The sequence below is a fragment of the Bartonella pachyuromydis genome (assembly GCF_039543065.1).
Lineage (GTDB): Bacteria > Pseudomonadota > Alphaproteobacteria > Rhizobiales > Rhizobiaceae > Bartonella > Bartonella pachyuromydis.
In genome coordinates, this window is the sequence record NZ_BAABJA010000004.1 from 166,692 (window position 1) to 181,159 (window position 14,468).

12 protein-coding genes are annotated in these 14,468 nt (G+C 39.0%); 7 read left to right on the forward strand and 5 right to left on the reverse strand.

What is annotated here, in order from left to right; all coding sequences use genetic code 11:
- Positions 1–40 precede the first annotated feature (40 nt).
- From ABD917_RS04605 to ABD917_RS04615, 3 genes are all read left to right on the forward strand, one after another.
- Positions 41–1,342, forward strand: a complete 1,302-nt coding sequence (locus tag ABD917_RS04605; RefSeq protein WP_345118929.1) for a TolC family outer membrane protein — start codon at positions 41–43, stop codon at positions 1,340–1,342.
- A gap of 238 nt (positions 1,343–1,580) precedes the next feature.
- Entirely contained in the window at positions 1,581–2,147 is a 567-nt protein-coding gene (locus ABD917_RS04610) for a DUF2497 domain-containing protein (RefSeq protein ID WP_345118930.1), read from the forward strand.
- Between the two features lie 138 nt (positions 2,148–2,285).
- Entirely contained in the window at positions 2,286–5,009 is a 2,724-nt protein-coding gene (locus ABD917_RS04615; RefSeq protein WP_345118931.1) for a valine--tRNA ligase, read from the forward strand.
- Positions 5,010–6,608: 1,599 nt separating this feature from the next.
- Here ABD917_RS04615 and ABD917_RS04620 read toward each other — a convergent pair.
- The 5 genes from ABD917_RS04620 to xth all read right to left on the reverse strand — a co-directional run bounded on the left by ABD917_RS04620 (position 6,609) and on the right by xth (position 10,798).
- A complete protein-coding gene (locus tag ABD917_RS04620; RefSeq protein WP_345118932.1) occupies positions 6,609–7,355 on the reverse strand; it encodes an amino acid ABC transporter ATP-binding protein in 747 nt (248 codons plus the stop codon).
- A gap of 11 nt (positions 7,356–7,366) precedes the next feature.
- Positions 7,367–8,083: an amino acid ABC transporter permease gene (locus tag ABD917_RS04625; RefSeq protein WP_345118933.1), complete on the reverse strand. Its 717-nt coding sequence runs from the start codon at positions 8,081–8,083 to the stop codon at positions 7,367–7,369.
- A gap of 2 nt (positions 8,084–8,085) precedes the next feature.
- Complete coding sequence (locus ABD917_RS04630) at positions 8,086–8,838, reverse strand: amino acid ABC transporter permease (protein WP_345118934.1); 753 nt, start codon at positions 8,836–8,838, stop codon at positions 8,086–8,088.
- A 140-nt stretch (positions 8,839–8,978) separates the two neighbouring features.
- Entirely contained in the window at positions 8,979–9,884 is a 906-nt protein-coding gene (locus ABD917_RS04635; protein WP_345118935.1) for a transporter substrate-binding domain-containing protein, read from the reverse strand.
- 131 nt (positions 9,885–10,015) lie between these two features.
- Positions 10,016–10,798, reverse strand: a complete 783-nt coding sequence (gene xth, locus ABD917_RS04640) for an exodeoxyribonuclease III (protein ID WP_345118936.1) — start codon at positions 10,796–10,798, stop codon at positions 10,016–10,018.
- Positions 10,799–11,310: 512 nt separating this feature from the next.
- Between xth and rpsL the strand changes: the two genes are divergently transcribed.
- The 4 genes from rpsL to ABD917_RS04660 form a co-directional block, all read left to right on the forward strand.
- Positions 11,311–11,682, forward strand: a complete 372-nt coding sequence (rpsL, locus tag ABD917_RS04645; RefSeq protein ID WP_005865042.1) for a 30S ribosomal protein S12 — start codon at positions 11,311–11,313, stop codon at positions 11,680–11,682.
- A gap of 18 nt (positions 11,683–11,700) precedes the next feature.
- Positions 11,701–12,171 carry a 30S ribosomal protein S7 gene (rpsG, locus tag ABD917_RS04650; protein ID WP_345118937.1) on the forward strand — a complete coding sequence of 157 codons (471 nt, stop codon included), beginning with the start codon at positions 11,701–11,703 and terminating at the stop codon, positions 12,169–12,171.
- A gap of 27 nt (positions 12,172–12,198) precedes the next feature.
- Positions 12,199–14,283, forward strand: a complete 2,085-nt coding sequence (gene fusA / locus ABD917_RS04655) for an elongation factor G (protein WP_345118938.1) — start codon at positions 12,199–12,201, stop codon at positions 14,281–14,283.
- A 58-nt stretch (positions 14,284–14,341) separates the two neighbouring features.
- Positions 14,342–14,468: GTP-binding protein (locus ABD917_RS04660; protein WP_234924853.1), on the forward strand; the 127-nt coding region annotated here is incomplete at its 3' end.

Genomic DNA, 14,468 nt, shown 5'->3' on the forward strand with positions numbered 1-14,468 from the left:
GTAAATAAAAGATAATTTTAATGAATGTGGGGTTTGTGTTGTGTGTATTGTGTTCAAAGTAAACCTGAAATTTCAGGCGTGTGTGTTGCTGGTGTTAAATGCTCTATTCTCAGGATCGGTTTGTGCTGAAACATTGATGGATGCTTTTGCGAAAGCTTATATACACAATGCTAAATTAAATAGTGAGCGTGCTGCTGTGCGTATATCAAGCGATGATGTGGTTATTGCACGTTCTGGGCTCTTGCCACAAATCGAGGGGATGGGAAACTATGGGCGGAGCAAGCCCATGATGGGTTCTTATACTACTTCTGGATCTTTCGGTATAAGGTTAAATCAAAGATTATTTGATGGTTTTGTCACGCAAAATATGTTTTCTTCAGCGCAGGTTAAGTTGCAAGCACAGCGTGAATATTTTCGTAATGTGGAACAAGATACTTTTCTCGATACCGTGACCGCCTATGTGAATGTCTATCAAGCACGTCGTATTGCTGATCTTCGTAGAGAAAATTTGGCTGCTTTGGAAGAGCAAGTTCGTTCCAATAAAGCAAAGCTTGATGTGGGCGAGGGGGGGCGTGTTGATCTTGCTCAAGCGCAAGCTGCCCGTTCGATTGCTGTTTCAGAGCTTAGCCTTGCACGTGCTGATGTAAAATCGGCAGAGGCCGTTTATCGGCAAATTATTGGTTCTGATCCTGAAAAGTTAACACATCCATCTATGGCAAAAAATTTGCCGATCAATCTTGATGTTGCTTATCAAATGAGTGTTGCACAGCATCCCGCAATTCTTTATGCAAAATATTTGGTTGATGCTAGCCGTTACAATGTAAAAGCAAAAGAGGGAGCATTGCTTCCTAAGGTCGATTTTTCTGCAACAGCATCTTATAATAAGATTTATAGTGGTGCTGGGGAGGATGGCGTTTCTAAATCAATAGGATTGTCATTAAGTGTTCCAATTTTTGAAGGTGGGCGCACATCCGCGCAAATTCGCCAATCTAGAGAACAATTCGGACAGGCCCAACTTCAGCTTGATTTGGCTCATAGTAATATAAGACAAGCTCTCACGTCTGCTTGGTTTCAGTTAGAGGGTGCACGCGCATCTGTTATCGCTTATCGGGAGAGTGTACATGCTGCTGAAATTGCTCTTAAAGGTCGTGTTCAAGAAAATCGTGTGGGACAGGCAACAACATTGGATGTCTTAAATTCTCGAACTCAACTCATTAATGCTCAGATTGCACTTGCAAGAGCAGAACGTAATGCTATCGTTGCCAGCTATGGTGTTCAATCTTCCATTGGTAAATTGACTGCAGATTATTTAGGTTTAAAAGCGGTTAAATATATTCAATAATGCTCGAAAATAGCTTTTAGTCTGTGAATAATTTTAAGCTTTAAAAGATTAATCAATCCAGAATTATGTATGTTGGAGAAGAGAGCACTTTAGTAAGTCAAAGAAAGTTGTGTGTAGTACCTTGTTGGTGACGGTCACGTTTGAAAATATAGGGGGAATCATGTTGATCTTATGATTCTTTTGCTTACACTATAAAGTGTGATTCTGTTTTTGTTGCGTCTTTGAAAGGTTTTAAAGTATGGTGCAGAGTTCAAGCGTATTACGTGAGCCGAGTATGGATGAGATTTTGACATCTATTCGTGAAATAATCGAAGAAAATACGGTTCAACCTGAACACTTTTTAAATGACAGTGTTGTAGTAAAGGCTTCCGCAGATCATGCGGGGGTGGCTCCAGAGAGTGTTTATGATACGACCTTATCGGTTGATGATGCAATGAAGGCTTTGGCGGATCGAATTGGTCTTTCTTCTGAAAATCAAGATTTTTCTTTAACGCAAGAGAAAGAGAATATAGAGGCAGAAAATAATACGGTTGGCGTGGATATGCAAAAGGTAAAACTTTCTTCTGAAGAGCAGCGTTCTGTTCATAAAGAAAAAGAATATGGTAATGAGGCATATGTCTCTCACTCAGAAAATGCGGCGGTTGGTCATGTAGAATTATCTGAGTATTGTCTTTCTTCTGCTGAGAAAATTGCAAAAGATGTCTTGCGTCCGGCTATAGCAGAATGGTTGCAAAGTAAATTGCCTGTTTTGCTTGAGAGTATTTTACGTGAAGAGATTGTTAAAGCCATTAAGAGATCATCTTAACTTTTTATTTTTGTGATTTTCATTTTATTTTAGGAGAGTTTTGCGTCTTTCTAGACGCAGGGTGGAAGTTTATTCTTTTAGATAAGTGCGATCACATTTTAGATCATATGTTTTTCAGCGGCGTTATGGATGAGTAGAATGTTAGAAAAAAACTATGATGCTGCTTCTATAGAGCAACGAGTTGCAAAAAGATGGGAAGCTCGTGGTGCCTTTGAAGCGGGAGTAGGTTCAAAAAGTGATTCTGAACCTTTTTGCGTTATGCTTCCGCCTCCCAATGTTACCGGTTCCCTCCATATGGGGCACGCGCTGAATACAACGATTCAAGATATTGTGGTCAGATTCCAGAGAATGCGTGGCAAGAATGTTTTATGGCAACCTGGCATGGACCATGCAGGGATTGCTACGCAAATGGTTGTCGAGCGTCAATTGGCAGAATGTAAAGAGCCAACACGACAAGAAATGGGTAGAGAGAAATTTGTTGAACGTATTTGGCAATGGCGTCACAAAACTGGGGGAGTTATTGCTAATCAGCTGCGTCGTCTTGGTATTTCCTGTGATTGGTCGCGCGAGCGGTTTACAATGGATGAAGGTTTGTCTGAGGCTGTTCGTGAAGTTTTTGTTACGCTTTATAAGCAAGGATTGATATATAAGGATAAACGCCTTGTTAATTGGGATCCTAAACTGTTAACGGCTATTTCAGATCTTGAAGTTGAGCAAAAAGAAGTTAAGGGACGTTTGTGGCACTTTAGGTATCCACTTGAAGGCAAGGTTTTTGACCCCAATAATGCTACAACTTTTATAACGGTTGCGACAACGCGGCCTGAGACAATGCTTGGTGATACAGGAATTGCAGTTCATCCTGAAGATGATCGTTATAAAAATCTTATAGGTCAAAATGCTCTTTTGCCCCTTGTTGGTCGTAGGTTGTTGATTGTTGGTGATGATTACGCAAATCCTGAGGAGGGAAGTGGTGCTGTAAAAATTACGCCAGCACATGACTTTAATGACTTTGAAGTAGGACAGCGCAACAATTTGCGTTTGATCAATATTTTTACAAAAAAAGCGGAGATTTTCCTGCGTGAAAATGAAGCATTTTTTGATGGTTTAACTTTATCCGATGAATTAAATCTATTAGTGGAAAACTTAGATCAAGCTGATCGTTTTGTCGCACGTAGTCGGATTGTTTCCTTGATGGAAGAAAAAGGATATTTAGCAGCGATTGATGATCATCCACACACAGTTCCTCATGGAGATCGCAGTGGGGTACCTATTGAACCATTCTTGACAGATCAATGGTATGTTCATGCTGCAGAATTAGCAAAGCCAGCAATAGAGGCTGTTCAGCAAGGGAAAACGCGATTTGTTCCCGATAGTTGGAAAAAAACTTATTTCAATTGGATGCAAAATATTCAACCTTGGTGCATTTCGCGTCAATTATGGTGGGGGCACCAGATACCCGCTTGGTATGGTCCTGATGGCACAGTTTTTGTTGAAAAAGGTGAAGAAGAAGCTTTGGCTTCTGCTTTCTCTCATTATGGTGAAGTGGTGAAATTAACCCGTGATCAAGATGTTTTAGATACGTGGTTTTCATCCGCTCTTTGGCCTTTTTCAACACTAGGTTGGCCAAATAAAACCACGGAACTCGCTACCTTTTATCCAACATCTCTATCGGTTACAGGGTTTGATATTATCTTTTTCTGGGTTGCTCGTATGATGATGATGGGAATTCACTTCATGGGTGATGTCCCTTTTCCAACCGTTTATGTGCATGCTCTCGTTCGGGATCAGAAGGGCGCAAAGATGTCCAAGTCAAAGGGGAATATTATCGATCCCTTGGAGCTCATTGATCAATATAGTGCCGATGCTCTTCGTTTCACTTTGGCGATTATGGCGGCACAGGGGCGTGATGTTAAACTTGATCCCTCCCGTATTGCAGGTTATCGTAATTTTGCTACCAAATTATGGAATGCTACCAGATTTGCACAGATGAACGGTGTTAAGCATGATCCTGCTTTTAAGCCAGAAAAAGCAAAACTTGCACTTAATCGTTGGATTTTAACAGAGCTCTCTAAAACTGTTTTGGCAGTGACTACTGGCATTGAAAATTATAAGTTTAATGAGTCCGCTAGCGCACTTTATCGTTTTATTTGGCATACCTTATGTGATTGGTATCTGGAACTTCTCAAACCGGTATTTCAAGGTTCCAATGAGGATGCTAAAGGTGAGGCTCAGGCATGTACTGCTTGGGTTTTGGATCAGGTTTATAAGCTTCTTCACCCCTTTATGCCTCATATGACGGAGGAGTTGTGGTCTCTTACAGAAACATCAGGTATGAAACGTGAGGATATGTTGGCATTGGTATCATGGCCAGAGGAAACGTTTATCGATGAAGAGGCTGCTGCTGATATTAATTGGCTTATTGATGTTGTTAGTGAAATTCGATCTGTACGTTTTGAAATGAATATTCCAGCAGGTACGCTGGCACCTCTCATTATTGTAGAGAGTGGGGAATTAACGCAGAAGCGTGTACAACGTTATGATGCTCTTCTGAAAAAGTTAGCACGTATTGAAACGATAGATTTCTCTGATAAAGTTCCATCTGTTTCTGCGCAAATGATTTTTGGAGAAGCAATTTTTTGTTTACCATTGGGGAAATTGATTGATTTGGAAGCTGAACGTGTTCGCTTAAAAAAAGACGTTAGTAAAATTGAACAGGATATTGAAAAAATATCGATTAAATTAGATAATCCTAAGTTTATAGAAAATGCGAGACCGGAAATCATTGAGGCTGAGCGTAATAGAATTGTGGAATTGCGTGCTGCGCAGAAGAAAATATCTGTTGCTTTAGAGCGGTTGGCGTAGTTACGCTTTTTATTCTGCTGTTTTCGTCTTTACTTCAATTATTATGCTCGTTTATTTATGTTTTTTATAAAGAGTGTTTTTCTGTATTTCCGTTTTCATTTTTGGTATTCTCTTACTGATGTTATAAATAAAAACTCTAGGCAGTTTTAGAGTGTTTTTACGTTTATGAAGTTGTGAGTTCATATTATCCTATTGTTCTATAAAAATACTGTGATTTAGAGCAATGATAAAACTTGACTATTTGAGGTGTTTTTTTCACAGAGGTATAGATATTTAGGCGGGGTTTATGAAGTAAACGACTTTGAGATGTAGGTGAAAATTACTCGAGAGAAGTCTGGTTATTTACAGATCGGTACGGATAGGGCGTTTTACCCTTTAGATGATGAAAAGAGTAATGTATTTCTTTGTCTTTTATGCGGTATATTATTCTCGCATTTTAAAAATTTATTCCTCACATATGACATCTATTCTCAAACTGCTTTTTAGTATGTGCGTTTGTCTATTAAGCAGTTTTTCTCTTTCATAATAGAATATTGAAATAATGAGATATCTATAATATCAAGAAATCTGATATGAAATTTGAAATGATGATTTATATTTAAAAATCAACTTTTTGCTTATAAAATAAGGTTTTTTTTTATCGGATATTTGGGGTAAATTTTCTTTTCTGCTAGAATTCTCATTTTAAAATGTCCTGTTTTTCTTACTCCAAAAATTTTCAATCTGTACAAAGAAATTTGTAGCAGATGTCATGATTAAACCGAGATAAAGGGAAAAAGGACAGCGATTATGATTACTTTATTGGGGGCTTTTTCTACAGCTTATGTAACAGATGAAAGTGGTGTACAGTAATTTATTGATAATTCATGCACTTTTAAACGTGGTATAGCTGCTTATAAAAATGGGGAAATAGATCAAGCACTTTTATCATTATGTTATGCTGTAGATATGGGGAGTATTGGTGCAAATTAGGAACTTGGTTGTATTATATAAAGGGTGATGCTGTTCCTGAAGATGATTATACAGCATACAATTTTTGGCACATGTTGTTGAAGAAGGGATTGATCTTGGTTCGGAGGATGAGAGTTAGGTTTCTGATGCATTGGTTAAACTTGCGCATTATATAAGAAGAAGTATTCTTCAATCAGCTGTAAATCCCAATCCTTCTTATGCGATCTTTTCTCTATGCGGGCTACAGTGAACTATGGGAATCCCAAAGCACAATGTTATGTAGGAAAAAATTTTCAAAGGAACAGGGGGGGCAGAAAAATCTTGTACAAGAAGGCACGCTGCTTTTAGTTTTCAGAAAAAAAATCCTTCAGCTCAAGCAATGTTTGAAAACGTGCCGATTCAAGAAGGAAAAACAGCGTTTAGTACCGCGATGTTTTAACAGCAGCTTATGGAAAAGCTAGGGCAGAAGATCGAAATTGGACTGATCCTCTGCAAGAGCGTTCTTTTGCTCTTTGTAATGAATTCGAAAGATGTACGGCACTCTCTTTGATCCCTGATATTATAAAAAATAATAATTTTGAACATTCTACAACAACACGTCTTTAGTGATTCAATATAGAAAGAGAGTATTTTATAGTAGAGCAAAGATTAATGGCTAAGGATTTTGGATAAAAAGTCTTGTGCTCTTGGTGTTCTGGATTGTGGATTAGAAAAGAACTCTTTAGATGAGCAGTCTTCAAGAATTTTTCCTTGATCCATGAAAATAACACGTTCAGAAACTTTTTGCGCAAAACCCATTTCATGTGTTACGCAAATCATCGTCATACCTTCTTCTGCTAAGCTGATCATGACATCTAATACTTCACCTACCATTTCAGGATCTAGAGCGGAAGTTGGTTCATCAAAAAGCATAATGAGTGGATCCATAGTTAAGGCGCGAGCAATAGCAACACGTTGTTGTTGGCCTCCAGAAAGTTGACCAGGGTATTTATTTTTATGTTCGGTGAGTCCAACGCGTTCAAGGTACAACAAACCACGTTCAAGTGCTTCTTTTTTATTGCGCTTTAATACTTTGATTTGTGCAATGGTCAAATTCTCTGTGACCGATAAATGTGGGAAAAGCTCAAAGTGCTGAAAGACCATTCCTACATGGCTGCGCAATTTAGGAAGATTCGTTTTTTTTGAATGAACGGGTGTTCCATTAATCCAAATCTCACCTTTTTGAAAAGGAACAAGAGCATTAATTGTTTTAATGAGCGTTGATTTCCCTGAACCTGATGGTCCACAAACAACAACAACTTCCCCTTTATTAATATTGATTGTGCAGTCTTTAAGAATATTAACTTCTCCATACCAGTTGGAAACATTCTTTATTTCGATCATATGTGTAGACATTTTTTTTCCTATTAGCGGATAATGGATATTTTTTTCTGTAAATACAAGACTATCTGAGACAGTGTAAAACAGATAACAAAATAGAAAATAGCGGCTAAAACATAAGCTTCTTGCTTTACACCAAAGTTGTTAGCAACAATATCAAAACCGTTCAAGAGGCTATTGCCACTGATTGCGTAGACAAGCGTTGTATCCTGAAAAAGGATAATGACTTGTGTAAAAAAAACGGGCAGCATGTCTCTAAAGGCTTGGGGAAGAATAACAATGTACATATTCTGCCAATATGTCATGCCAAGAGCTTGCCCAGCATGTTTTTGTCCTTGTGAAACAGAATTTATACCAGCTCGCATAATCTCGGCGAAATAAGCAGTTTCAAATGCGGTAAAGGTGATGAGTGCAGATTTATTTGCACCGATTGATGTTCCAGTTAGGAAAGGCAAAAGCACAAAAAACCATAAGATAACCATAACGAGCGGTATTGAGCGCATGGCGGTTATATAAATTATTGCAAGCCAAGAGAGCAGTTTTACAGAAGAAAGCCGCATCATTGCTAGGAGTGTGCCAAAAATAAGTCCTAATATTGTGGAAAAAAGGGTTAGAAAAATGCTAAAGAGTAAACCTGATAGGATATAAGAACAGAATATATCAAAAGTAAAAAATGAAAAATCAAAGTCTGAAAAATTGAAAGGAGAAGAAAATCCAAACTGGGAGCTTATGAAGTCTATCATATTCAGTTTTCCTCGGTTCTAAAGTTAGGGATTTTAAGCATTTGTTCAATTATTGTCATAATAATGAAGACAAAGAGAGCTATAAGAATATAAAGGATCGTTACAATGAGATAATTCTCATAAACATGACTTACTTCTTCAATTGTTTGGTATTGAAACTGCATCAGTTCATTGATTGAAACGGCGAATGCTATAGATGAGTTTTTCACAATCCCCATTGCTTCTGAAGTGAGTGGGGGCATAATTGTGCGTATAGCATGCGGTAATATGATATAGCGATAAACTTGATATGTTGTGAACCCCATTGCCATGGCTGCATAACGTTGTCCAGAAGGAGTCGCTTCAATACCTGAGCGGACTTGTTCGGCGATACGAGCAGAGGTAAAGAATCCTAAGGCACATGTTATTAAGAGAATAGGTGAAAAGTTCATCGCTGGCGGATACACTTTAGGTACAACGAAATACCATAAAAACACTTGTACAAGCAAAGGAATGTTACGCATGATTTCCACCCAGATACTACCGATAATGCGTAATAGGCGATTGATTATGGAGGTATTAGGTAGAGTGCGTATCGTCCCTATAACAACACCACAAAATACAGCTAGAATTAATGAGGAGACGGATAATAAAACTGTATTTTTAAAGCCATCGAGTAGTGTATCTAAATAGGTATGGCTCACACTAGGGGTTCCAAGGCATCCTGCTACCAGTGTTTGAGTAAGATCATCTCTACAAAGGAAAGAAAAGTCCATTGATTTATATTTCCTAAATTGAGTTATTTATAAATAGAACAATAAATCAGCTATTTTATATCAGCAAACTTTATTGAAAAATAAACTAGAACATAACCACACTCAATTTTTAAAGAGTGTGGTTATCCTTTTTAAGAATTCTACAAATTGTTTTCTTTATAGCTTTCCCGTGGCTTATTGTTTGGATGTTCCCAAGCATATTTTGTTGCTTTAGATAAGGGGAGGTTGACAATAGTATTTGTAGGCGGCGTTGGTTTCATAAACCATTTATCATAAAGCTTTGCAAGTGATTCGTCTTTGATTTGGCGCACAATACTATCGTTGATTGTTTGTTCAAAGTTTTTGTCATTTAATCGAAGCATACAAGCGATGGGTTCGACTGAAAGTACTGGATCAAGGATCACATAATCAGATGGATTTTTTGATTTGGCAATATGGCCAGCAAGAATTGAAGCATCCATAACAAATGCATCTGCACGACCAGATTCTAACAATAAGAAACTGTCTCCATGGTCTTTACCTTTCACAACATTAAAGTGAATATTTTTTGCACGTTTATTTTTACGGATAAGCTGAACAGACGTTGTACCGGTGGTTGTTGCGACTGTTTTGCCATTTAAATCAGCAAGAGATTTAATGTGAGAGTTTTTCTTAACGGCGATACGGACTTCTTCAACGTAAGTGGTATAAGCAAATGCGGCTTCTTTACTACGGGCAACATCATTTGTTGTGGAGCCACATTCAAAATCATAGGTACTATTTTTCAAAAGCGGGATTCTATTTTGTGATGTGATGGGAAGATAATGAATTTTAATTGGTTTCCCAATTTTTTTTGAAATATCATCGATGATACGCTCTGCCATTTCTGTGTGAAAGCCTACATATTTGTCATTACCAAGGGCATAGGCTAGACCGGATGATTCTCGGACACCTAGGGTGATCTCTCCTGTCTTTTTTATTTTCTCAAGTGTATCATTTCCAGCTCCTGCGACACTTGTTAGTCCAAGGGTAGTTGCTGCAATAAATAGTAACAGTGATTTTTTCATTATGTCCTCCATTCATGTACGATTTCTCGCTTTTGTTTTATTTCTAAGTATATTTCCACACATCGTGTAGCACATTTATATTTTAGGTGGGATTATTTTTTTACTTTAATAAAATTAGGTGTTTTACTCTATTAATCGAAATTAAAATGAGCCCAAACGGGAATATGGTCTGATGTTTTTTGATATCCCCTTACTTCTGTTTGGCTATAGGTGCAAATAAGTTGATCGACAGCTTCTGGTGATAAGAGTAAGTGATCAATACGAATCCCGTTATTTTTACGCCATGCACCAGCTTGAAAATCCCAGAAGCTGAATGAAGGGGTCTCTGTGACATTACGAATAGCGTCATAAAAGCCTAAATGAAGAATGCGCTGAAATGCCTGTCTTGTTTGTGGAAGGAATAAGGCATCATGATTCCATTCTTGAGGATTTTTTGCATCCAATGAGGTGGGAATAACATTATAATCACCAGCGAGGATAAGAGGCTCCTCATAGGCAAGCAATGATTTTGCATGGGTATATAATCTTTCCATCCATTCCATTTTATAAGGGTATTTGTCACTGTTGATAGGGTTCCCATTGGGGAGGTAGAGGGATGCAACACGAATAACACCTTTATTGGTTGAATAAACTGCTTCAATGTAGCGTGTTTGTTCATCATTATCATTGCCAGGTAATCGCCGTACAACTTCATCAGGTGTTTTTTTAGAAAGAATCGCAACGCCATTAAAACTTTTTTGTCCATGTGTTTCTATGTGATACCCTAACCCTTCAATTGCATTGCGTGGAAAGTTCTCATCAGTGCTTTTAGTTTCTTGCAAACAGACTATATCAGGTTGGTTTTGCTGTAGCCATTGATATAATGTTTCATGTCTTGCTTTGATTCCAGCAATATTCCACGTTACTATTTTCATGGTTCCCATCTTATTAAATATTTGTGCAAGTTTAATTGCTACTTTCCAATGTTCATAAATATATCCAACAATATATCGTGTTAAGTTATAATGTCGTGTTTTTTGTATGAGAGAGATACTTATTGTGAGGATTTTATTTATCAAGAACTTCTGTAAAAACGAAATTAAAGTGTTAAAATTCCATTTATTTTGATTTTTAAAAACTTTCTTATGTTTAGTTCTTGACGAATGCCTGTGTTCCCGCTATTAGAAAACACATAGCCGATGTGAGAGTGGTTTTGGAAATTTTGTTTTTGTTCCAAAGGTCACTTAAGTGGGTTTTAAAAGATTAAAAGCAAATGCTAGTGCAAAAGGCTATTGCCTTCTCTGCTTATGGTCGGGTAAACTGTTTTTAGCAGTGCTGCCCGATTTTGTGTGTGAGTTTAGTTATTTGCTCCGATTTTATCGGAATAGATGGAAATAGAAAAGCCCAAGAGGGCAAGACGAACGTAAATCAAAAAGAGGAAGGTTGCATGCCTACCGTAAATCAGTTGATTCGCAAGCCACGTGTTGTGCCGGTTAAGCGCAATAAGGTTCCTGCTCTTCAATCAAATCCGCAAAAGCGTGGGGTTTGTACGCGTGTTTATACAACGACGCCGAAGAAACCAAATTCGGCGCTTCGAAAGGTTGCTAAGGTCCGTTTGACAAATGGATTTGAGGTGATTGGTTATATTCCTGGGGAAGGGCATAATCTTCAAGAGCACTCTGTTGTTATGATTAGAGGTGGTCGTGTGAAGGATTTGCCAGGGGTTCGTTATCACATTATCCGTGGTTTGCTTGATACTCAGGGTGTCAAGAATCGTAAACAGCGTCGTTCAAAGTATGGCGCGAAGCGTCCAAAATAATATTGAGAGACAAAGCCGATGTCCCGTCGTCATAGAGCAGAAAAGCGTGAAATTAATCCGGATCCAAAGTTTGGTGATTTGGTTATTACGAAATTTATGAATGCCATTATGTTTGATGGTAAAAAGTCAGTTGCTGAGCGTATTGTTTATGGTGCGCTTGATGTTGTTGAGAAGAGAGTGAAGACAGATCCTGTGGCTCTGTTTCATCAGGCGTTAGAGAATGTTGCTCCTCATATTGAGGTTCGTTCGCGTCGTGTTGGTGGTGCTACTTATCAGGTTCCAATTGATGTTCGTCCAGATCGCCGTCAAGCTCTTGCTATTCGTTGGTTGATTTCGGCAGCGCGTGGGCGTAATGAAACGACGATGATTAGTCGTCTTTCTGGTGAATTAATGGATGCGGCCAATAATCGTGGTTCTGCAGTAAAAAAACGTGAGGATGTTCATCGTATGGCTGAAGCTAATCGTGCATTCTCTCATTATCGCTGGTAAGTGTGTTTAAAACTTAAGGCAAATAGAATGGCTCGCGAATATAAAATTGAAGATTATCGTAATTTTGGTATTATGGCGCACATTGACGCTGGTAAGACCACTATGACTGAGCGTATTTTGTTCTATACAGGTAAGAATCATAAAATTGGTGAAACCCATGATGGTGCTTCTACGATGGATTGGATGGAGCAGGAGCAAGAACGTGGTATTACGATTACATCTGCTGCAACGACGACTTTTTGGGAAGGGCGTGATGGTCGCAAGCGACGTTTTAATATTATAGATACGCCAGGGCACGTTGATTTTACGATTGAAGTTGAGCGTTCTTTGCGTGTTCTTGATGGGGCGATAGCATTGTTGGATGCGAATGCTGGTGTGGAGCCTCAGACGGAGACTGTTTGGCGGCAGGCTGAGAAGTATCGTGTGCCACGTATGGTTTTTGTTAATAAAATGGACAAGATAGGTGCTGATTTTTACCGTAGTGTGGAAATGGTTGGTTCTCGCTTGGGGGCTAAGGCTCTTGTTTTGCAGTTGCCTATCGGTGCTGAGAATGATTTTGAAGGTGTTGTAGATCTTGTTGAGATGAAGGCATTGAGATGGGATGGTTCTATTGGTGCTTCTGCGGTGGTTGATGAAATTCCCTCTGATTTAAAAGAGAGGGCAGAAGAATATCGCGAAAAGCTCATCGAAATGGCGGTTGAGGTTGATGAAGCGGCGACAGAGGCTTATCTTGAGGGTGTTATGCCAACGGATGAGCAGCTTATTGCTCTTATCCGAAAGGGAACGATAGAGGTTCAGTTTCATCCTGTTCTTTGTGGTACAGCTTTTAAAAATAAGGGTGTGCAGCCACTTTTAGATGCTGTTGTTTCTTATCTTCCTTCTCCGGTTGATATTCCGGCAATTAAGGGGGTTGATGTGAAAACAGAGTCCGAGGCGATACGTGAATCTTCAGATGGTGCTCCGCTTTCTATGCTTGCTTTTAAGATTATGAATGATCCTTTTGTTGGATCTTTGACTTTTTGTCGTGTTTACTCTGGTAAAGTTCAAAAGGGTGTTTCTCTCGAAAACACTGTGAAGGGAAAAAGAGAACGTTTGGGGCGTATGCTTCAAATGCATTCAAATTCTCGTGAGGATATTGAGGAGGCATTTGCTGGTGATATTGTTGCTCTTGCGGGGCTTAAGGAGACAACAACAGGAGATACTCTTTGTGATCCTCTAAAGCCTATTATTTTGGAGCGGATGGATTTTCCAGAGCCTGTTATTGAGATTGCGATTGAGCCAAAAACAAAAGCGGATCAGGAAAAAATGGGTATTGCCCTTAATCGTTTGGCAGCTGAAGATCCTTCGTTTCGCGTGAAATCTGATGAAGAGTCTGGGCAGACTATTATTGCTGGAATGGGTGAGCTTCATCTTGATATCATTGTTGATCGTATGCGACGTGAGTTTAAGGTTGAGGCGAATATTGGGCAGCCTCAAGTTGCTTATCGTGAATCAATTACAAAAATGGCAGAAATTGATTATACACACAAGAAGCAATCTGGTGGTGCGGGGCAGTTTGCGCGTGTGAAAATTATTTTTGAGCCTCATGATGGTGATGACTTCGTTTTCGAGTCAAAAGTGGTTGGTGGTGCAGTTCCAAAAGAATATATTCCTGGTGTTCAGAAGGGGATTGAGAGTGTTATGGGGTCAGGTCCTCTTGCAGGGTTCCCTATGCTTGGTGTAAAAGCAACTCTGGTCGATGGTGGTTATCACGATGTTGATTCTTCTGTGTTGGCTTTTGAAATTGCTGCTCGTGCAGCTTTTCGTGATGGGGCAAAGAAGGCTGGGGCGCAGCTTCTTGAGCCAATTATGAAGGTAGAGGTTGTAACTCCTGAAGATTATGTTGGTGATGTTATTGGTGATCTCAATTCTCGTCGCGGTCAGATTTCAGGAACCGAGGCTCGTGGTATTGCTACAGTGGTAAATGCAATGGTTCCTTTGGCAAATATGTTTGGTTATGTGAATACTCTTCGTTCTATGAGTCAAGGGCGTGCACAGTATACAATGCAGTTTGATCATTATGAGCCTGTCCCCTCGGCTGTTGCTTTGGAGATTCAGAAGAAATACGCGTAATTTTTAGGTCATTAATTTTAACTTAATCCTTGATTTGGATGGAAAATGGAGAGCTCAAATGGCAAAGAGCAAATTTGAACGCACGAAACCGCATGTTAATATAGGAACGATTGGTCACGTTGATCATGGGAAGACTTCGTTGACAGCAGCGATTACGAAATATTTTGGTGAATTTAAAGCCTATG